17 protein-coding genes and 2 pseudogenes are annotated in these 20,401 nt (G+C 33.1%); 4 read left to right on the top strand and 15 right to left on the bottom strand.

Annotation, left to right across the window (positions count from 1 at the left end):
* Nucleotides 1-214 precede the first annotated feature (214 nt).
* The 7 genes from ACA31_RS10555 to ACA31_RS10585 form a co-directional block, all read right to left on the bottom strand.
* Nucleotides 215-634, bottom strand: a complete 420-nt coding sequence (locus ACA31_RS10555; RefSeq protein WP_057513281.1) for a DUF2871 domain-containing protein — start codon at nt 632-634, stop codon at nt 215-217.
* Between the two features lie 120 nt (nt 635-754).
* Entirely contained in the window at nt 755-1,333 is a 579-nt protein-coding gene (locus ACA31_RS10560; RefSeq protein WP_057513282.1) for a YcnI family copper-binding membrane protein, read from the bottom strand.
* Nucleotides 1,334-1,348: 15 nt separating this feature from the next.
* Entirely contained in the window at nt 1,349-2,599 is a 1,251-nt protein-coding gene (locus ACA31_RS10565) for a copper resistance CopC/CopD family protein (RefSeq protein ID WP_082587071.1), read from the bottom strand.
* Between the two features lie 305 nt (nt 2,600-2,904).
* Nucleotides 2,905-3,351, bottom strand: a complete 447-nt coding sequence (rpiB, locus tag ACA31_RS10570) for a ribose 5-phosphate isomerase B (protein WP_057513283.1) — start codon at nt 3,349-3,351, stop codon at nt 2,905-2,907.
* 33 nt (nt 3,352-3,384) lie between these two features.
* Nucleotides 3,385-4,017 carry a dihydroxyacetone kinase subunit DhaL gene (dhaL, locus tag ACA31_RS10575; protein ID WP_057513284.1) on the bottom strand — a complete coding sequence of 211 codons (633 nt, stop codon included), beginning with the start codon at nt 4,015-4,017 and terminating at the stop codon, nt 3,385-3,387.
* Between the two features lie 12 nt (nt 4,018-4,029).
* Nucleotides 4,030-5,028, bottom strand: coding sequence for a dihydroxyacetone kinase subunit DhaK (locus ACA31_RS10580; protein ID WP_057513285.1), 999 nt, complete (start codon nt 5,026-5,028; stop codon nt 4,030-4,032).
* A 46-nt stretch (nt 5,029-5,074) separates the two neighbouring features.
* The gene (locus ACA31_RS10585; protein WP_057513286.1) at nt 5,075-6,157 is read right to left on the bottom strand and encodes an MDR/zinc-dependent alcohol dehydrogenase-like family protein; all 1,083 of its coding nucleotides are present in this window, start codon (nt 6,155-6,157) and stop codon (nt 5,075-5,077) included.
* A gap of 174 nt (nt 6,158-6,331) precedes the next feature.
* Between ACA31_RS10585 and ACA31_RS10590 the strand changes: the two genes are divergently transcribed.
* Complete coding sequence (locus ACA31_RS10590) at nt 6,332-7,096, top strand: DeoR/GlpR family DNA-binding transcription regulator (protein ID WP_057513287.1); 765 nt, start codon at nt 6,332-6,334, stop codon at nt 7,094-7,096.
* A 96-nt stretch (nt 7,097-7,192) separates the two neighbouring features.
* On the opposite strand, the gene ACA31_RS10595 is transcribed toward ACA31_RS10590, so the two are convergent.
* From ACA31_RS10595 to ACA31_RS10615, 5 genes and pseudogenes are all read right to left on the bottom strand, one after another.
* Complete coding sequence (locus ACA31_RS10595) at nt 7,193-8,677, bottom strand: Na+/H+ antiporter NhaC family protein (protein ID WP_057513288.1); 1,485 nt, start codon at nt 8,675-8,677, stop codon at nt 7,193-7,195.
* A gap of 80 nt (nt 8,678-8,757) precedes the next feature.
* Nucleotides 8,758-10,086, bottom strand: coding sequence for an LLM class flavin-dependent oxidoreductase (locus ACA31_RS10600; protein ID WP_057513289.1), 1,329 nt, complete (start codon nt 10,084-10,086; stop codon nt 8,758-8,760).
* Nucleotides 10,083-11,099 (bottom strand): LLM class flavin-dependent oxidoreductase, encoded by a 1,017-nt coding sequence (locus tag ACA31_RS10605; protein WP_057513290.1) that lies wholly within the window; start codon nt 11,097-11,099, stop codon nt 10,083-10,085. Before ACA31_RS10605 ends, ACA31_RS10600 begins: the two co-directional genes overlap by 4 nt.
* Before the next feature lie 239 nt (nt 11,100-11,338).
* On the bottom strand, nt 11,339-13,003 hold the full coding sequence (locus tag ACA31_RS10610; protein ID WP_057513291.1) for a Na/Pi cotransporter family protein: 1,665 nt from the start codon (nt 13,001-13,003) through the stop codon (nt 11,339-11,341).
* Between the two features lie 386 nt (nt 13,004-13,389).
* Nucleotides 13,390-14,678, bottom strand: a pseudogene (locus tag ACA31_RS10615) (ABC transporter permease).
* 162 nt (nt 14,679-14,840) lie between these two features.
* Here ACA31_RS10615 and ACA31_RS10620 point away from each other — a divergent pair.
* Both ACA31_RS10620 and ACA31_RS10625 read left to right on the top strand, forming a co-directional pair.
* A complete protein-coding gene (locus tag ACA31_RS10620; protein WP_057513292.1) occupies nt 14,841-15,461 on the top strand; it encodes a TetR/AcrR family transcriptional regulator in 621 nt (206 codons plus the stop codon).
* A gap of 66 nt (nt 15,462-15,527) precedes the next feature.
* The gene (locus tag ACA31_RS10625; RefSeq protein ID WP_057513293.1) at nt 15,528-16,466 is read left to right on the top strand and encodes a magnesium transporter CorA family protein; all 939 of its coding nucleotides are present in this window, start codon (nt 15,528-15,530) and stop codon (nt 16,464-16,466) included.
* A 342-nt stretch (nt 16,467-16,808) separates the two neighbouring features.
* Here ACA31_RS10625 and ACA31_RS10630 read toward each other — a convergent pair whose 3' ends face one another.
* The 3 genes and pseudogenes from ACA31_RS10630 to ACA31_RS13525 all read right to left on the bottom strand — a co-directional run bounded on the left by ACA31_RS10630 (nt 16,809) and on the right by ACA31_RS13525 (nt 18,968).
* Complete coding sequence (locus tag ACA31_RS10630; protein WP_057513294.1) at nt 16,809-18,251, bottom strand: sucrose-specific PTS transporter subunit IIBC; 1,443 nt, start codon at nt 18,249-18,251, stop codon at nt 16,809-16,811.
* A 141-nt stretch (nt 18,252-18,392) separates the two neighbouring features.
* Nucleotides 18,393-18,779: pseudogene (locus tag ACA31_RS13520) on the bottom strand (N-acetylmuramoyl-L-alanine amidase); the annotation flags it as partial.
* A gap of 21 nt (nt 18,780-18,800) precedes the next feature.
* Nucleotides 18,801-18,968, bottom strand: coding sequence for a hypothetical protein (locus tag ACA31_RS13525; RefSeq protein ID WP_253721389.1), 168 nt, complete (start codon nt 18,966-18,968; stop codon nt 18,801-18,803).
* Nucleotides 18,969-19,188: 220 nt separating this feature from the next.
* Between ACA31_RS13525 and ACA31_RS10640 the strand changes: the two genes are divergently transcribed.
* Nucleotides 19,189-20,388, top strand: a complete 1,200-nt coding sequence (locus ACA31_RS10640; RefSeq protein WP_253721390.1) for a helix-turn-helix domain-containing protein — start codon at nt 19,189-19,191, stop codon at nt 20,386-20,388.
* The last annotated feature ends 13 nt before the right edge of the window (nt 20,389-20,401 follow it).

A 20,401-nucleotide genomic window follows, 5' to 3' on the forward strand; every position in this document is an offset into this window, starting at 1 on the left:
TATGCTTGAAATGATAACGATTATCAATGAAAAACCTGTTATTCTCAATTCATTTTACATTTATTTGTATACTTAAATTGAAATAACTATACGGACATTTTCAACCAATATCTTACTAACGAAACACTTCATCAAAAAATAAAAACCTAACTATTCAACTGTTGATAGCTAGGTTTTTCAAACTTATGATTATACTTTAATAAAGCATGGCCGTTCATTTTTCCTCTTTAGGATCTTGGATAATTGCACTTTTTAACAAGAAGAATAATAAAATAAATCCTGCTGTTAAAATTGTATGCCCAAGACCAGCAAATCCTGCAAATGATTCTGGTACTGTTTTACCTATGACTTGATATGTCCCTTTAGTAAACATCATTCCTATAGTTGTTAATACACCCAAGTTAAATATAATGTAGAACCAATTAAATAGATAATAACTACTTAAGTTAAAGACTTTTGTTACAGGTAATAAAATAAGATGCATAAACATACCTAATATCAGCGTATGTGTGTGAACAACTACAAGTTGTGTTTCGCCGGTAAAATCATACACTAACGTTAATTCACGATAATAAAACCCACTTAGTAAACCTAATATTGTATAGATTAAAAAAGCATACAAAATTCTGCGCATCGAGACTCCTCCTTATAGCTATTATAGGATATTTTTTTGAAAATTACAGTGACAATTCACCAAACTTACTCAGTAAAAAGACAAGTCATATTTTTAAGATGACTTGTCTTTTTACTTATTTTATTTTGCTGTCTTTTTAAAGATTGCTACTAACGATAAAATGATTGCTACAATAGATACAATCCATAACGCTATTGAACCATTACTAGATTGACTACTTCCAGCAGTATCTTCGTTGCCTTTAGTTACTTTAGTAATAGGCGCAGGTTTTTCTGCATCTTCATCGCCTGTCCATTTAACAGTGTCGCCATCATCGTAGGTTTGATAAGCATCCCATTTAAATTCTCCTTCTTTTTCAGGGTTAGCGACTTGGATTGGTAAATCAATGAATTCATTTGGACCAATACCCTTACCTTTTGCTGTCCAAGTAATTTTTATAATATTACCATCATCATCTTTAGTTAATTTATGAGCAAATTGATCATTAGGTTCTATACCAACTACTGTAAGTTCTTTCGGTACTTTTAATTCAACTTTAGTCGTATTTGCATCTTTTTCGACTGGAATTCTGACATCATACTTTTCATATGAGCCTGGTTCGCTCGTATCTGGATTTAACGTTACATGAGCGTCTGCACTTTTAGAAAAGCCCACTGCAATGATACACGCGACTATTGCCACCATAATTTGTTTAAACATAATTTTTATCTCCCTTTATCCTGGAATATTAATTTGACTCATAATCACTCCAACTAATATCAATATGAGTCCCATACTTAATTCAATATACAATGTTACTTTATTCGCACGGTGTTGTTTTCCTAACGCACGTGTTGTTTGATAAAATCCTAGCGTCATCATGATGAGCGTTAATACCACTTTAACGATGAGCAAGGCACTCCATGTTTGTATATTAGTCCAAATAGCTAATATATTTGTTTGGTCTATAGACATCAATACACCAGAAATGATAATGAGTGCTACTGCAGTCGTATTTAATTTCAATAACAATGCTCTGATAGACTGACTGTTTTGATACGCTTTCGCATGTATGACAAAGAGTAAATAAATCAATGCACCTAACCAAAGTGACATGCCACCTATATGTACGGTTCTAATTAAAATTGACCAAATTGGCACGCTTTGAGACCATGCGTGTCCAGACATACTCAATGTGATTAGCATTATAATTGTGATTAATACATACCAACTCTGTGCCATATGTTTCAATGTAAATAACCCTAACAATACTATAATTGCCACCATCGTTAAGACAAATGGCACTTGTGTTAATGCTGCTGTTTGCAATGATAATACATCAGAAACAACATCTGAAGAAAGTGTCATCATATAAACTAAAGCAGTCATTACTGAAAGCATCATAAGCATCCATATAATAGGTTTAAAATATCGATCAGTTTTAAACGTTAATAATCCTTTTCTACTTGCCAATTGATTTACTAAAAATAGACCAGATAATGTAATAATGAACCCTTCAGTTATAAAGCGTAATGCACCAAACCAAAAATTTGCTTTTTCATAAAATGGCGGTGTAGTGTCAATTCCATTAGCCGTTTCTTTACCAATTGAAAATTCAAACGTATCACTTATCTCGTGACCATCTGCTGACATTGTTTGCCATTTTATATTATGCGTTCCTTTTTCTAACTCATCCAAAGGAAATGATAATGTCTGCGAAGAACCCGTAGTACTCGGTTTCACTTCAGCGATTTCACTTCCAGTATCATCAAAAATCTGCACACTCGAATATTGTGCGTGTACCGGTTCATTAAATTGTAGTTCAATTTCTCTAGGTTGTTCATCTACAACGCTGTTTGCCTTTGGCGTTGCTTTTTCAAGTGTGGCATGTGCTGACACTTGTTGCGTTAATGCCATAAACACTATGATTATAGTGATGAAAAATATAGACATCGTCGCTTTAGGAAATCTTATAGATAGTTGCACGACAAATCCCCCTAATTATGTCTTGTACTTCTCATCATATTAAATTCAAAGCGTATTCACAATATTAATTATTAATTGTCATTTTTCAGACATATCATTTACAATATTTTAATTCATGTTATATACTTGCAATCAATTTATTTCATATTATTTATTTGTATAATGCCTTCTTTTAATATATGATGATTTTATTTTCACAAAATAAATATGACTCCTCCCCTCTCTAAACAATAAAGAGCTCGTCCCCAAATTGTTTTGATTAGGAATGAGCTCTTTTAATATATGAATTGATTGCAAATTATATTTTAGTTATTTTCATTATGCTCAACTTGGTCTATTTTATCGACTTTACGCTGTGAACCGCCTTCCCAAGCTACGTTGAGATAAGCTTCAACGTTCTTTTTAGCGACTTCTATCCCAACAATTTGAGCACCCATTGTCAAAATTTGTGCGTTATTACTTAATTGTGCACGCTCTGCAGAGTAATAATCATGTGCAAGTGCTGCACGAATGCCTTTGAGTTTATTAGCGGTGATTGCTACGCCAATACCTGTACCACAAATTAAGATGCCTCTTTCATTTTGTCCTTGTTGAATACTTTTACCTACTTCAGCAGCTACATCTGGATAGTCAGTTTCTGCACATTGATGACAACCAAAATCTTCTACCTCATGTCCTAATTGTTCAACGTGAGTTTTAACCGCTTCTTTTAATTCATAACCAATATGGTCTGCACCAATTGCTATTTTCATTCTAATTCCTCCTTATAGATTGAGCTACAGTAATTAAATAAATGATTTAAAAGTTTCTAACATGAGATACGAAGATGTCGCGCCTGGGTCAACATGTCCTTGGGCACGATAACCGAGTCTTTTAGAACGACCTTTATTCGAAATAATCTCTTTCGTGCTATCCATTCCTGACTTCGCTTTAACCAGTGATTTATTAAAAGCATCCCCAAACGGTTCATCTTCATCTAGTGCGTTTTCTAAAGATTTATAAAATGGTTCAAGCGTATCTATCATTGTCTTATCTCCAATTTCAGCTTTACCTCTATCTTTAATACCTTTACTAAAAGCAATCCAAAATTGATATAATGCTACATCATCTAGTTCAGTTTTGTTCTTTACAGCAACGGCCGCTTTAAGATAACCAGAAGCATAGAGTGGACCAACTGAAGAACCGACTGCATCTAAAAAACTTTTACCCACTGCAACGCTAATCTTTGCGATATCGTCTTGTGTTTGTAATTCATTATTTATCGTTTTTTTTACGGCTTGATAACCAATATTCATCGTTACACCATGGTCACCGTCTCCGATTTTCCTATCCAATTCACAAAGTTCATCTTGTTGTTCTTCAAATAAGGTTGTTAATGCTAAGATATATGCTTTAAATGATTGACTCGTCAACACCATAATTACTTCCTCCTACACTTCTTTAAAGTTTGGGCAATCTACAGGATGATCCATACAAGATTTCAAAGTGTCATCTAATTTTATTAAAGTCACCGAAAATCCACCCATTTCCATTGAAGTTATAAAATTACCTACATAAGATTTATATGTTTTAATGTTTTGTTCTTTTAAAATTTCATCTACTTCTTTATTGATGATGTATAGTTCCATTTGAGAGGTTGCACCTAAGCCATTAACCAATACAACGACTTCATCGTCAGCGTTGTATAATCCTTCTTTTAAAATATTTTGCATAATCACATGGACTGTTTCTTTTGCTGTACGTATTGTTGTTTTTTCAATACCTGGCTCACCATGATGTCCTAAACCAATTTCCATCTCATTCGCTTCTAAATCAAAACTCGGTTTTCCAGTTTGAGGTAAATAGCACGGACTTAAACCAATGCCCATTGAACGTGTATTATCATTAGCTAATTGGGCAATACGTCTTACCTCTTCTAAGTCATAACCAAAATCAGCTGCTGCGCCTGCCGCTTTATACACTAGAAACTCTCCAGCTATCCCTCTACGATCATCAATATCTTTTGAAGAGGCAACATCATCATTACCTATGACTACTGCGGTTTTGATGTCGTCTTCAATTTCAGTCATTTCACTAGCCATTTCAAAGTTCATCAAATCGCCCGCGTAATTACCATAAATGTATAGCACCCCGTGACCTTCACTTATTTCTTTAGTTACAGCTTGTATTGGAATAGGAGATGGAGAAGCAAATATATTACCAACAGCGACACCATCTGCCATGCCTTTCCCTACATATCCCAGAAAGGCTGGTTCATGTCCTGAACCACCACCTATTAATACACTTACTTTTCGCTTATTATCACGTTTCTTTCCAATTAACGCCCTTTGATGAAGTTTTGAACGTCTAATATAGTCAGGATAAGCAATCACATAACCTGTCATTAACTCTTCAATGACATTATCAGGATTATTAATCATCTTTTTCATTTCAATTCTCTCCTTTTTACGATGTTCTGTATTTGTAATTAGCTGTTTAAGGTACCAGAACGATTTTTAATGATTGATCACCTTTTTTCATTAGTTCAAAACCTTCCTCAAAATCTTTAAGTGCTAATTGATGCGTCACAACACCGTCTGTTGGGAAATCTCCTTTTGCTATGCCATCGATAACAAGTGGGTAACAATAAGGTCCTAAATGACTACCCATCAAATCTAATTCTTTACGATCTGATATAATACTCCAATCCACTGTAACGGGATCTGCAAATACAGAAAATTCTACAAAACGGCCTAATTTTCTGATTGCACTCAAACCTTGCTCTACTGATTTAGGATGACCTGTTGCTTCGATGTAAGTATCACAACCATACCCTTCAGTCAGTGCTTTAATTTCTTTGACGACATCTACTTTAGATGGATTCATAACAATATCAGCGCCGAATTTTTTCGCTAACTCTAAACGGTCGTCTTTCATATCTAGCACTACTAACGTTTCAGCACCTGATTTTTTAGCAGCACCCACCATGCCTAAACCTAAAGTACCCGCACCAGATAACACTACAAAATCACCGAGTTTAACATTCGCACGTTGTACAGCGTGTAAACTACATGCATAAGGTTCTATTAAAATTGCTTTTTCAATTGGCATATCTTCTGGCACTTTATAATTAATTGCTTCTTTCGTAAATTTCATATATTCTGCCATACCGCCGTTTACATTGTTTTGGAAACCATATAAATCATGTTTTTCACACATCCAATACTCTCCGTGATTACAAAATCTACAATCCCAACAAGGTACAATTTGTTCAGAAATTACGCGATCACCAATTTTAAAATCTGTGACTTCATCACCTTTTTCTACAATGCGTGCAATAAACTCATGTCCGGGTATCATAGGCGCTTTGATATATGACGGCTGTGTCTCATCACCCCAAAAACTAGGCGCTCCATCATATGCTTTAATGTCACCTGCACAAATTCCACAAGCTTCTACTTTAACGATAATTTCCTTAGGATTATCAATTGTTGGTGTTTCTACAGTTTCATATTTATATTCTCCAGGTGAATAAGCAACTACAGCATTCATTTTTTCCGGATAATTTTTCTTTCTCATTATTAACAGCTCCTCCACTTATTAGAAAGCGTTTTCATTTACAACTACAATTCTAATATATATTTTCGTTTCTTTCAAATATTTTTTCATTTATTTTCGTTTTAGCCTGTTTTTATTCGCTTGTGTACGATTTATGTTAAAATAGTTTATGATACGAAAGGGGATATGATTCATATGAAAATGTACGCGGATGAACGAAGAGAGCATATATACACTTATATAAAATCCCATAAGCGTGCGACTGTTAAACAGCTTTCGGATTATTTAAGTGTGACAGAAGCCACCGTTAGGAGTGATCTTAGACGTTTAGAAAGTGAAAACAAAGTCACTCGAACACATGGTGGTGCAAAAGTAACTGAAAATATGACTTCTAAATTAAACTTTTCTTATCGTCTGACACAAAAGCATAGTGAAAAATATAAGATTAGTAAATATGCATTAAAAAAAATTGAGCCTCAACAGTGCATTATGATTGATGCAAGCTCTACAATATATGAATTAGCAAAATTGTTAGCAGAAACTACAATGGAACTTACAATTATTACAAATGGTTTAGAAAATGCAGTACTTTTAAAAGAGAACCCTCATTTAACTGTTCTAGTAGTCGGAGGATTTGTTTCGCAGGACTCAAATGCTATTACTGGTAATATAGATTCACAAATATTAGAGATGTATCATATTGATTATTTCTTTTTATCCGCAAATGGCTTTACACTTGATAATGGATTAACAGACTTCTCACTACCTGAAGTTCAATTAAAAAAACAAATGGTTAGAGAAAGTGAAAATGTAATTGCACTTATTGATAAAAGTAAATTCGATATTTCTTCTACACTTTCCTTTGCAAAACTCAGTGATATTACAGAAGTCATAACGGATGAACCACCAACTCAAAAATGGGCACACGACGTCCCTTTCACCCTCACAATTGCACAATAAATAAAAAGGAACAAGGATGAAAACTGTTATTTTAAAAGTTAAATATGACTTCTAAAATATTACAGTACGTCCTTGTTCCTTATATTTTTGTTGTTTTTAAACACCGCCCGTCCAACCTACGGCAGTAAAAATGTAAAGTATGACTGAGCCTGCAACAATCCAAATTAGAAATAGTGGTGCCATAAATTTAAACCACGAACCAAAGTTTGCTTTGGCAATCGCGATAGCACCTACTGTTGCACCTAAAGTTGGTGTAATTAAGTTACCTAATCCTCCACCAAACGATAAAGAGGTTAACAACATTTGATCATTAACTCCTAGTGCATTAGTTACAGGTTGTAAAATAGGAATCATCACACTCATTAACCCTGAACCAGATGGTACTAGGAAATTAAATATACCTGCGACAATAAAGACGATAACAGCTACCATGCCAGACGATGAACCATCAAGTTGTGTAGTAAGACCGTTTACAATTGTGCTTAATATCTTACCTTTTTCTAGAATCACACTAATTGTGTTTGCCATGATAATCGCAAATGCTACGACCAACATTGGTTTAGCACCTTCCAAAAAACCATCGACCATTGCAGTTGTCCCTTTGCGTTTTATTAAATAAGCCAAAACAAAACTAATACCAAAAACAGTAATAAATACACCATTCCCGTATTTTTCTGTCCAGTTTAACATACCATTACCTAAGGCTAATATAATCGGCGTCACAATGACTAATGCAGCTACGATGATATCTCTCCAATTTACTTGTCTATCTTCAATTGCCATATCATCATTACTTTTTTCTTTGTGTTTAAACAGCCATGTTTGTGTCGGCATCATACTCTTATTCGGATCTTTAATGACTCTTCTTGCATACCAAATCACATATAACAGGGTGATAATTAAAAATACTGCATACATTATGGCTCTCCCGCCATAACCAGAATAAAGCGCTACTTCAGGATAAACAATTTGACCAATTTTAGCCATACCTGAGGGAGAAATTGAAAAAGCCATATACAAAGGTAAAAATGTAATAGCTAGCGCCATGATAGGGTCTAATTTCAAACGGTTTACGAGTATGACTCCAAGCGTTACGAACACGATCATTTGATCTCCACCAACGAAGAAGCCGATAAACGCCATTAAGGAAAACAACCCAATAATTAACGGTAATGCACCTGCATGTTCGAAACGAAAAATCATATAGTTCGTTAATTTTGTCACAGAGTCTAATTGTAATATACCGCCCATTGCACCACCAATAAATAATAATAGTGTAATCGTTTGGGCCGATTGTATCCCACCATTAAGTATGAGTGTAATAGCATAAAATGGATTTACTGGATTTTGTGAAATCGCATGATAAGTCCCCTGTATCATTGATCCATCTTTACTCGTATCAAATTGTCCAGCAGGAATGACATACGTCAATAAACAAGCAAACATCATCATCATAAGCATCATTAATAGCACATGTGGTAATTGGAATTTTCTTTTCACTTTTGTTTCAGTTTGTTCTGGTGTGGTGTTGACGTTACTATGATTTACATGTTGATATGATGTTGTACTTGATTCTGACATGAACTTCACTCCTTATATTTAAAAACAGACGCAACGTTTTAAAATCAGCTGCATCTATCAACTTTATTGTTTACTGAGTATTAATGTGTTATTTCTGACCTACTATATCTATTTTCTTTAAAAGGAATACCAATGTGGTCTCGTAATGTACCTCCCTGATATGCTTTATCGTAATAACCCTTTTCTTCTAAGATAGGTAATACATAATTTAAAAATTCATCATATACTGGTCCATTAATATGAGGTCCGAAGATAAATCCATCCGCTGCGCCCTGTTCAAACCATTCAATGATTAAGTTTGCTACCTCTTCATAGGTACCAGTGAAAGGAGAGCGACGTGCTGTTTCTTCTAAAGCAACATCTCTCAATGTTAAATCATTTTGTTTTGCACGTGCCGCAATTGCATCTGCAGTAGCACGAAAACTATTTTGACCCACTTCACCTAAGTCTGGAAACGGTGCATCGAGATCATATTGACTGAAATCATGGTGGTCATAATATCTACCTAAGTAATCTAAAGCTTCGTCAATTGTCGCCAATGATTTTATTTCATCAAAGCGTGTTTCTACTTCAGCGTTCGATTTACCAATAACTGGGGATAATATAGGATATACTTTAATGTTTTGTGGATTACGTCCAAACGCTTTAGCTTGTGATTTAATACTGTCGTAGTTACTTTTAGCGGTATCCAGTGATTCACCTAAAGTAAACACTGCATCTGCATATTGAGCTGCATATGCTTGCCCTTTAGGAGAAGCACCTGCTTGAAATATGACAGGTTGACCTTGCTCCGAACGACTGGCATTTAATGGCCCTTTAACTTGAAAATATTGCCCCTTATAATCTAGCGTATGCATTTTTTCCTTATCTATATATGCACCAGTCTCAACATCAAATGTAAAGGCATCATCTTCGTAAGAATCCCATAATCCTTGAACGACTTGAAGATGTTCCTCAGCAATGTCATATCTGACATCATGTTCAGGATGGTCTCCTTTACTATAATTATCAGCACTACCAGCAAGTGGCGAAGTTACTATGTTCCAACCTGCACGTCCATGACTGATTTTATCGATTGTTGCGAGTTGTCGTGCCACAGTGAAGGGTTCACTATATGACGTTGAAATGGTACCTACTAACCCAATACGTTGAGTTACCGGCGCAAGCGCAGCTAAAAACGTTAACGGCTCATGTCTATCTAAAAAATGTGGAATAGATTTCTCATGAATAAATAATCCATCTGCCACAAACACAAAACTGAATCCTGCTTGTTCAGCTTTTTTAGCGACATCAAGTTGGAACTCAAAATTTGTACTCGCATCACTCGGCACATCTTTAGATTTCCAAGCATGCATATGACCACCAGGACCGTTTAACATGATTCCAAAATCGATTTTTTTTTGACTCATAATACCCCTTCTTTCTGCTTTTTTTTGTTATTCGTTATAGCTAATTGTTCAACTGTTTTAATTCTTAATTTATGATTTTTAACTGGCATGTGTAGCATAAATTCATCTATATTTCCATCACGATTTAATTGATTTAGCTGTTGCTTAATTTCATCTGCGGATCCATCAAAAACATCTATTTGTTTTTCTTCAACTTCAAAGTCTTCGTCACTTTGTTTTTTAAATGTTTCTACTTGTTCCTTTGTATTAACAGTGATTTTTCTACCATCATCGAAATGTAAAGCGTAATTTGTACTACCTTCTTTAACTAATTTCGCTTCTTCTTTATTCTCTGATACAACGGCAGCCACTCCTACAATGACTCTTCCTTCAGGAAATTGTTGCTTATAATCTTTAAGTGCTTGTTGTAATGTTTCAATATTTGAATTTATGAAAAATGCATATATAAAGCCAACTTTTTCTGTAGCAGCAAATTGTGCAGAACGTTCACTACCACCTAGTAGATAAATTTGTGGTGTTGGGATTTCATTATTGCGAATCGTTGTCTGTAATTGTCGATAATCTTCATCTTCAGAAAAACCTCCATTATTAAATTGATTTAATAAATGAAATTTATCGTTGAAGCTTGTTTGAGGTGATTTTAATTCTGTTTGCAAAGCTTGTGTTGCTAAAGGAAAGCCCCCTGGCGCTTTACCTATACCTAAATCGACTCTTCCAGGCGCTAAATGACTAATGAAATGAAATTGTTCTATAACTTTGAATGGGCTATAATGTTGCAACATTACGCCACCAGAACCTACACGTATATTTTTTGTGTGATTCAATATATGTGTTACGAGTATCTCCGGACTTGTACCCGCTACTTCTTCTATATTGTGATGTTCAGCAACAAAATACCTTGTATAGTTTAATTTATCTGCTAGTTGTGCTAATTCAATGGTACGAGCTATACCGTCGTTTACTGTTTCATTTTTATCTATCGGGCTTTGATCAAGAATGCTAATGGCTGTCAAACGCTGTCCCCCCCATATCAGTTTTGTTAAATTTTTATTATATGTAATATTATGCTTTCCATAACACTTTGTCAAGTATCCCTATCTCTTTACTAAGGATTAAAAATGAAATAATTTGGTACCTGTGTTTTATCGTTTCAGATATAGCGATATTGGTTGATTTTCAACAACTCAAAAAAGCTGAGAAAGTCTGTTTTACAACAAACTTTCTCAGCTTTCAACTTATATTTAATTAAACTTTAGTAAGTCCAACCTACAGTATGTTCTGCTTCTTCTTCACTTGAAAGTTCGTCAATATCGATCATTGCTTCTGATATATTTCTTGAATGGTAACCGATACGTTCTAATATAGCAATCATATCTAGATATAACAGACCACCTTCTGGTGAACATTCACCTGAACTTAAACGCTTAATATGTTTTTTTCTTAAATTGTGTTCAAGTGTATATGAGTCGTTACTTAAATTAACAATTTCATCTTTTTTAACTTTGTCATATACGCTAAACATTTCAACTGATTTCTCGAATGACGTATTCACATGTGAATAGAGTTTATCGATACTTTGTGCAGCTTTATCAGAAATTTGTACTGGTTCATTATGCAATTGTTTCAAATCTAATATATATGCTTCAGATAATCCAGCTACTTTTAACATCGTACGATTTACGTCAAATAACACAGTCATTCTTTCTGCATCTTTTTTAGATATCTTTTTCTCAGATATTTTCGTTAAATATTCTTTTACATTTTCATGCATATTATTAATAGCGGCATGCTTTTGAAGTACTTTTTTCTCATTTTTTTCATTATATTCATTAACATTCTCTAATAATGAGAATGTCATGCGTCCAATGTTTTGGATTTCATCTTGTGCTTCTTGTAAAGCGATACTTGGAGCTCTATTAATTAAATTTTTATCTAAGTGTCTAGGTTTGTATTTTTCATTGATATCTTCACCTGGAATAAGTTTTGTAACAATCCAAGCTAAGACAAATATAAATGGTAGTTGGATTAATGTATTTGTTACATTAAATGTGCCGTGTGCAAATGCAATCGTCATTTCTGGATTTAAGTTCATTGCTCCTTGCATCCATTCGACAACCCATTGATATATTGGTAAAATCGCTAAGAATATTGCCGCACCGATTACGTTAAACATAACATGTACTGCTGCTACTCGTTTTGAAGCAAGTGAGCCAGCTAAACTTGCGAGTACCGCTGTAATTGTTGTACCAATGTTGTCGCCTAATAATACTGGTAAAGCACCATTCAAACTAATTAAGTCGTTGGCAAAGAACCCTTGTAATATACCTATTGTGGCACTCGAACTTTGGATGACAACTGTTATGATTGTACCTGCTGCAACACCAAAGATCGGATTCGTTGACATATCTAACATGAATTGATGGAAACCATCTAAATTAGCAAGTGGTTTTACGGCGCTGCTCATTAATTCTAATCCATAGAATAGCGAACCAAAACCAAATAAAATCATACCTATATTTTTAACTTTACGTTTTTGAACAAAGAATATTAAAAATGCACCCACAGCTAATATGGGTAACGAATATGCACCAATATCAATACCTATAATAAATGCTGTAACCGTTGTGCCTATATTCGCTCCCATTACAACGCCAATGGCTTGACGCATTGTCATAAATCCTGCGCTTACAAGTCCAATTGTAATTACTGTTGTACCTGAACTACTTTGTATCAAAACCGTAACTATCATACCTGCAAGCACGCCCATAAGCGGGTTGCTGGTAAATTTATTTAATATACTTCTAAGACGGTCTCCTGCTGAAGCTTGTAAGCCATCGCCCATTTGCTTAATCCCGTATAAAAATATACCTAATCCACCGATAAAAGTGAAAATTATCTCCATAACAGATGAATCCATTGTCACACCTCTTTAAATTATTTGTAAACTATGTGAATTATAACGCATATTTGTAAATTTAGTGTTAATTTTTTATTAAATTATAGAGAGATTTCTAAATGTTTTTGCAATCATATTTCAACGATATATCAGCCCCCCTAACAAATGCTTTATTATCAGTGTTCCCCTAGTTATTTCATTGGTCTTTATGTGTAAAATAATTATGTCTTTTTAATGAATTTAATCTTATAAATATATTCAAATTAAACAATTCTCTTTTTTATGTTTTTATTGAGTTTTAAGTATAAAAAAGGCTCTCCAAGTTTTGGAGAACCTTTTTTATTTAATCTTAATTTTTATCCGATTTTTTTCTATAACTGTTTGTTATATACAGTTAATTATTTGGTTTAAGATGGTAATTCTGAACGTTTTTCACTATGTTTTCTAAATATTGCTGCTAATATTGATGAAACTATCCCAAAAATTATAAATCCTACAAACATCCACATCGTTGCATTCAGTTCTAATGACTGATGCATATAGAGTAATTCTCTTAAATATTCAGCATAGTGCGTAAATGGATTCCAATTCACTATATAGTCTTGATAAAATTTCGGTAACATTTGTTTTGGCGATGTTACGAGTTGCATGCTAAAGAACATTGCAATAAAGAAAATAGGTATTGCTTTCATACCCAACCATGTCATTACACCTAAGATTAACCCCATAAACCCTAGAACGGAAATAGATATATAAATTGCTATTTTATTTATATCAGGAAAATCAAAACCTAACACACTTGACATGAAATAAACATAACCGAAGCCACCAACAAATGCTGTAATTACTCCTACAACCATTTGACCTAATGAAGCAATGATACGTTGCGAAATTTTAATAATATTACTGGTTCTAAATGCAAAGAATAGTAATATTGAAGCTACAATTGAGCTTATCCAGACTGGCATAAACATTAAAAATGGTGCGTTACCGCTAGCTTGGTGATCTTTCACTTCATTCACTTTTTTATCTACTACATTCACAGGCGTTGTAATATCTTTGATGTCGCTCGCATCTACTTGAACATTTTGCTTATCTAATGTATTTAAACTTTGTTGATAAATCTGCTTATTCAGATTATCCCCGATATCTGTGAGTACATTGGATGACATTTGTGAAGCTTGCATATTTGCCCCACTATTCGTAAGCGTTTTAAATTCAGCTTGTTTAACTGTTATGTCTTGGTTACTATCTACTTGAGCCATTTTCTGTTGTATTTGTGAAGCTTGAACAGCAGGTATTTCACCTGATTTCACTTTATCTTTCATTTCTTGTTTCTTACTGTCTATCACTACTTTTTGTGTTTTACTCATCGCATTTTTTGAAAAGTCTTTTTCAAAAATTGCACCACCAAAGTATTTTTGTTCATCTAAGCCTTTGCGTACTTCTTTTTCACTATCTACTTGAACCCATTTTATTTTATCAGAGTCACTACCCTTTAATTTATCTTCTAAATTTTCCCTATGTTTATATCTTTATTTTGAATAGATGTCCCTTCATCGTGATTCACAATTGCGATTGGCATCTCTTTAGGTTGTGGATTATACGCTGGATAAAATCCAATCGAAAAAATTGCAAGTATGAGTAATATCGCTATGGGTGCGATCCAAAGTAATTTATTTTTAAATATATTCATACCATTTACCTCCTTATTAAACATCGTGTTGATTATTGACTACTTTGTTTATTATAATGAGGTTAATCGAATATTCAATACACAATACACAATAACGATCATATTGTCTGTTTATCAACATATAAATACATATTGTTAATTAACTATAATGAGGTGACTACTATGCCAGAAGATCGACGTGTACGTAAAACGAAATCGGCGATTAAAAATGCTTTTATACAATTGCTTGAAGAAAAAGATTTAGAAAAAATTACGATACAAAATATTACACAGTTAGCCGATGTGAACCGTGGTACTTTTTATTTACACTATGAAGATAAATACATTTTACTTTCTGATATGGAAGATGAATTTATATCAGGATTAACCGATAAAATCGTATTTGAAAAAGTCATTATGCATGGTGTAAGCATTGAAGCATTTGCCAAGGCATTTTCTGAGGAAGTTTTAAAAAATATTATTACTTATTTATATGACAATATTGAATTTTATAAAGTGATTTTTAAACTTGATAGAAAAAGTAAAATCGAAGAAAAAATTTCTGATTTAATGTTGAATAATATGAAAAAAAGCATTCCTTTAAGTAATACCGTTTCTGGTATTCCTATTGATTATTTTCATAGTTATGTAAATGGCGCTACAGTTTCATTCATCAAACATTGGGTACAAGATGAAGATAGAATGGACCCTGATACGGTAGTTGATTATTTGTTTAAAATTATCTTTAATGGTCCTTTACGTCTTATGGCAAATCAACACCACTATCCTGATCACACAAATTAAACTTGTCATCTTTATAGTTCTCCGCTAGTATTAAAAAGAATTTTAGAGAAAGGAACTATTTGTATTATGATTACTGCATATAAACACACACAAACACATGAGATTGTTGAATCTCCATTAGATCAAACCGCTTCTTGGATAAATATAGTTGATCCAAATTGGGAAGAAATTGAATCTTTAATAAATTTATATGGTATTCCAGATGACTTTGTTCGAGACCCATTAGATACAGAAGAAAGTGCTCGTGTAGAATATGATGAAGATACACATTATTCACTAATCATTCTTGATATACCAGTTGTTAATGATACAAACTTAAAAGTACTTTCATTTATAACTATTCCTTTAGGTATCATCATTGGTAATAAAAAAATAATAACCGTATGTAATACTGAAAATGAGTTTCTTGAAAAGTTTAGTCATCAAAATATTAATTTACATTTTCATAGTCGCTTTGCGCTTAATATATTACTGACAATTTCCAACCACTATAATAGAAATCTTAGATTACTTAATAAAACAAGATTACGCATCGAACGTGATTTGAAAAATAATGTCACGAATAAACAGCTTTATAATTTAATGGAAGTAGAGAAGAGTTTAGTATATTTTCTCTCTGCTCTTAAAGGCAATGAAGCAATTATCAAAAAATTATTTCGACTACCTGCGATTAAGCGTTTTGATGAAGATGAAGATTTACTCGAAGATTTAGTTATCGAGAATAATCAAGCATTAGAAACCACAAAATTATATACGGACATTTTAGAGAGCATTACATCTTCTTACGCTTCGTTGCTTTCTAATGAAATGAACAATACGATGAAGACATTAACATTGTTCACTGTTTTTTTAACCTTGCCTACATTGGTGTTTAGTTTTTTTGGTATGAATGTGCCCTTACCTATAGATGATCATAGCTATGTGTCGTGGCTGATTGTTATTGCCATTTCATTAGTGATTGTTACAATTGTAGGTGCCTTTTTGTGGCGTAAACAAAAACTTTGAGTTTAAATTCTGAAAAGCTACTTATATCTTCGTTGATTTTATAATATAGAAACATATCTTTTAGTGTTCACTGACTGTCGACAAATTCTCGCGGATTTGGTTGGCAGTTTTTTGTGTACTTTCCGCAAGTGTAACTTCGACTTTCCTATATAAATTTCATACTCGCTTGCCTAGGGCACGGTCTCTTCCTGTAGTATCGACTCGTTCTGAGACCTATGACGTCTCACATGAAATCAGATCAATAACACTAATATTATTAGTTGGAAATATTTCAACATCATAATGCCCCCTTAAAATTCAATTGTTTTAAGGGGACATATTACTTAATAACTTTTCATTAAACTATCCTACTTCATTTTTATATTTATTTCTAAAAGATAAAATGTAAGTAATCGCAAATGCTACGATAAAGGTAATGAGCATTGCGATACCATAATGTAACCAACCATTATTCTGACCACTAATAGATATAAATCCTGGAAGTCCTGCAGTACCTAAAGCAATTGCTTTAACGTTAAAGAATGAGATATAAGCTGAGCCTATACCTGAACCTACAATCGCTCCAATAAATGGATACCTTAATTTTAGATTCACTCCAAACATTGCAGGTTCCGTAATACCTAAAAGTGCTGATATGCCCGCAGCAGATGCTACACCTTTTAATTTCTTGTTCTCTTTTATAATAAAGAACGCGGCTAAAGCTGCTGCCCCTTGTGCTATGTTAGACATCGTTGCAATTGGGAAAATAAATGAACCACCTGTGGACGCACTATCTGCAATCAGTTGTGTTTCAATTGCAATAAAACTGTGGTGCATACCAGTAATTACAATTGGCGCATATAACAATCCAAAAATAAGCCCTCCAATTGCACCGCCAAATTCATACAACCATGTTAATCCATCAGATAACCAATAACCTAATGTGCGTGTAATTGGTCCAACAAATAAAAATGTTGAAAATGCTGTTACTAAAATTGAAAGTAGCGGTGTTAATAAATTATCTAATACAGCTGGTACTACTTTACGTAAACCTTTTTCTAAATTAGCTAAGATATAAGTGGCTACCAGCATTGGCAACACTTGACCTTGATAACCTACTTGATTTATTTCTAAACCAAGTATATTCCAAGAAGGTATTTCTTTCCCTTCTTCTAAAGCATTGGGATAATCATAAGCACTCATTAACTCTGGATGTACAAGAATCATCCCTAGCGCTGCACCAAGAAAAGCATTTCCCCCAAAGCGTTTGGCAGCGCTAAATCCAATTAAAATTGGCAGTAGCGTAAACGGCGCATTTGCAAAAATGTTAATCATTTCTGCTAGACCTTTAAATTGGCTATGTACTTCTATTAAAGACTGTTTATCATAGAAAATACCTGGTGCCGTTAGAATATTATTAATCCCCATCAATAAACCACCAGCTACAATTGCAGGAATAATAGGGACAAATATATCAGATAACATTTTCACAAATCTCTGGAATGGGTTCATATTTTTATTACCTTCTGCTTTTACTTCCGATGTCGTAGCAGACTCTTCACCTGTTATGCTTTCTAACTCTGCAAATACCTTGTTTACAGTACCCGAACCTATAATAATTTGATATTGACCCCCGGTTGAAAATGTTCCCTTCACAACATCCATTTCGGATAATTCTTTTTCATCTACTAAGCTTTCATCCTTAAGAACAAGACGTAATCGTGTAGAACAATGTGCCATCGCATCTATATTTGCTTCTCCACCGATTGCTTGTAGTATTTCTGCAGCATATTTTTTATAGTTCATCTCTATACCTCCCATTAAAATAGAACCGGTTCCATAAGTATGAATATTTTAATTGTAACCGGTTCCAATAAATTACGCAATAGATAAATGAACTTTTACACCACTTGTTCTGGGAGGTATATATCACTTACTAAATGATAGTCAGCCTATATTTCTGAGTTCAGAATGAACAACTTTATTATAATATCCTTGAATTTTACTTATAAAATAATCCTTTAGTTTTAGTATAGATTCTGAATTTGTCTGTGCATCTTCAAGATGAATCTTCCATGCTCTATCTAGACATTCAGTTTCAAAAAATTCTTTGTGTATTCTAACGGTATTTCTGTTAACTGGTAAATTGTATTTTTTTAATAACAGCGCGGCAACTCTAAAATTAACTTCTTCATTGTCCATAAATTCTTGATCCGTAAGTACACCGCCTCTTTTATATTGGCATCGTTCTATGCCTATAAAATGTGAATTAGCATAGGTCTTACCACAATTCCATTCTACGTATTCAGTTGGATGAAACCAATAGCAAGTGTCCGCATCTACGTAAACACTTGCTCATCCTTTTTCAAGTTCATTTTTTGCAATTCTATTATTTAGCCATTCTATATAATCTTTAGCTGCATAATTCTCAGCATTATCATGAAGTACAATACCTAATATATAAGGTTTTAAATCAGTTATTTTATTATATGTTGTATAAAAGTTGGTATAGATATGCTTCATAAATGAATAACTCCTTCTAAATGATACGTACATTAATTAAAATTTGTTATTGTATAGTGAAATTTATGCTCGTCTGATTTTACATTGCCCTAATTTTCACATCTATATAACAACATGATATTCAAAATTTTTTATATTTAAAGTATTAATGTTCACAATATTTTATTATATAATGTAATTTGTTCAATAAATCATTTTTCTAATAGGAGTTGCTTTTATTATGGAAAGTACAACACTATGTATTCATGAATATTTAAGTACCTACACAAGACGTTGTATCGACCGAGTAATCTTGTTATTTTCTTTAAACAACCAACTTGACGTCGTAATCAATGGGAAACATGAGTCTGTTGGCAGCAATCTTATCATTATCAATCATAGCGATTTATATCAAATCACGAACGCTGAACAACTTATTGAATTAACGATACCTGTACAACAATTTACAGAAATAGATCAATCATTCTTTCATTGTTATTATAATTTCAAATTGATAAATTCTAGTGAATATATTAAGTATTTAACATTGACTATGATTGATCACTTAAGTCGCTTAGAAGCTACGGAATCTTCAAATATCATTGAAGTTATTACCATTTTAAATAAAGAAGCTAAAATTAAACAAGATTTTATTTATGTACCTTCTATTCAGTCTGAAAGTAATTTATTAAATAAAATCACTTTATTTATTAAGACTCATATCACTCAGCCTATTTTTTCAAAAGATATTTCTAATTCTTTTTATATATCTGCACCGTATATTTCTATTTTGTTCAAGAAATATTTAGGCATAAGTTTTAAACATTATATTACTAGCTTAAAGATAGCTGCCTCCTTAGCTGAATTAGTAAATAGTAAGAATACAATCCATGCGATCTCAGAAAACATGGGATTTAACCATTATCCAAATTATACACATCAATTTAAAAACCACTTAAATATGACACCTAATGAATATAGGAAAAAGTTCATGGTATTACAACGTATGCCTGTTAAGCTCATTAACAAAGACGTTAGTAAGTATATCCCCTATTTCGAATCTATTTCAGTAGAAAAGCCATTGCCATCTGATCAAGTCAATATCGAATTGGATCAATTATCCTACGAGGATATTGCAAAAACACCGACGCTTTTTATTCACATTGATGACCTAATGGATATCGTTCAAACAACTTTAAACACCAATCTCAATTTTACTGATTTATCCGAATCCTATTTGATGATTAACAATATTAGTAACCTTGCTTTAGAAAAATTGAGTTTCACTGGCATGATTGACTTCATTGATTCACTATTTTCAAATAATGTAGGTATCGCAATTAAGGTTAAATCTAGCCATCAATTTAAATTCATTCAAGATATCATCATACAATTTTTAAAATATAAAAATGATTATCATCATACAATTTTTAAAATATAAAAATGATTATCAT

Origin of the sequence: Staphylococcus sp. NAM3COL9 (assembly GCF_001431205.1) — a bacterium.
Lineage (GTDB): Bacteria > Bacillota > Bacilli > Staphylococcales > Staphylococcaceae > Staphylococcus.

What these genes read in the sequence shown, in the direction of transcription:
- ACA31_RS10555 (WP_057513281.1), bottom strand. Translation starts at nt 634, where the DNA reads ATGCGCAGAATTTTGTATGCTTTTTTAATCTATACAATATTAGGTTTA.
- ACA31_RS10560 (WP_057513282.1), bottom strand. Translation starts at nt 1,333, where the DNA reads ATGTTTAAACAAATTATGGTGGCAATAGTCGCGTGTATCATTGCAGTG.
- rpiB (WP_057513283.1), bottom strand. Translation starts at nt 3,351, where the DNA reads ATGAAAATAGCAATTGGTGCAGACCATATTGGTTATGAATTAAAAGAA.
- dhaL (WP_057513284.1), bottom strand. Translation starts at nt 4,017, where the DNA reads ATGGTGTTGACGAGTCAATCATTTAAAGCATATATCTTAGCATTAACA.
- ACA31_RS10580 (WP_057513285.1), bottom strand. Translation starts at nt 5,028, where the DNA reads ATGAAAAAGATGATTAATAATCCTGATAATGTCATTGAAGAGTTAATG.
- ACA31_RS10585 (WP_057513286.1), bottom strand. Translation starts at nt 6,157, where the DNA reads ATGAGAAAGAAAAATTATCCGGAAAAAATGAATGCTGTAGTTGCTTAT.
- ACA31_RS10590 (WP_057513287.1), top strand. Translation starts at nt 6,332, where the DNA reads ATGAAAATGTACGCGGATGAACGAAGAGAGCATATATACACTTATATA.
- ACA31_RS10595 (WP_057513288.1), bottom strand. Translation starts at nt 8,677, where the DNA reads ATGTCAGAATCAAGTACAACATCATATCAACATGTAAATCATAGTAAC.
- ACA31_RS10600 (WP_057513289.1), bottom strand. Translation starts at nt 10,086, where the DNA reads ATGAGTCAAAAAAAAATCGATTTTGGAATCATGTTAAACGGTCCTGGT.
- ACA31_RS10610 (WP_057513291.1), bottom strand. Translation starts at nt 13,003, where the DNA reads ATGGATTCATCTGTTATGGAGATAATTTTCACTTTTATCGGTGGATTA.
- ACA31_RS10620 (WP_057513292.1), top strand. Translation starts at nt 14,841, where the DNA reads ATGCCAGAAGATCGACGTGTACGTAAAACGAAATCGGCGATTAAAAAT.
- ACA31_RS10625 (WP_057513293.1), top strand. Translation starts at nt 15,528, where the DNA reads ATGATTACTGCATATAAACACACACAAACACATGAGATTGTTGAATCT.
- ACA31_RS10630 (WP_057513294.1), bottom strand. Translation starts at nt 18,251, where the DNA reads ATGAACTATAAAAAATATGCTGCAGAAATACTACAAGCAATCGGTGGA.
- ACA31_RS13525 (WP_253721389.1), bottom strand. Translation starts at nt 18,968, where the DNA reads ATGAAGCATATCTATACCAACTTTTATACAACATATAATAAAATAACT.
- ACA31_RS10640 (WP_253721390.1), top strand. Translation starts at nt 19,189, where the DNA reads ATGGAAAGTACAACACTATGTATTCATGAATATTTAAGTACCTACACA.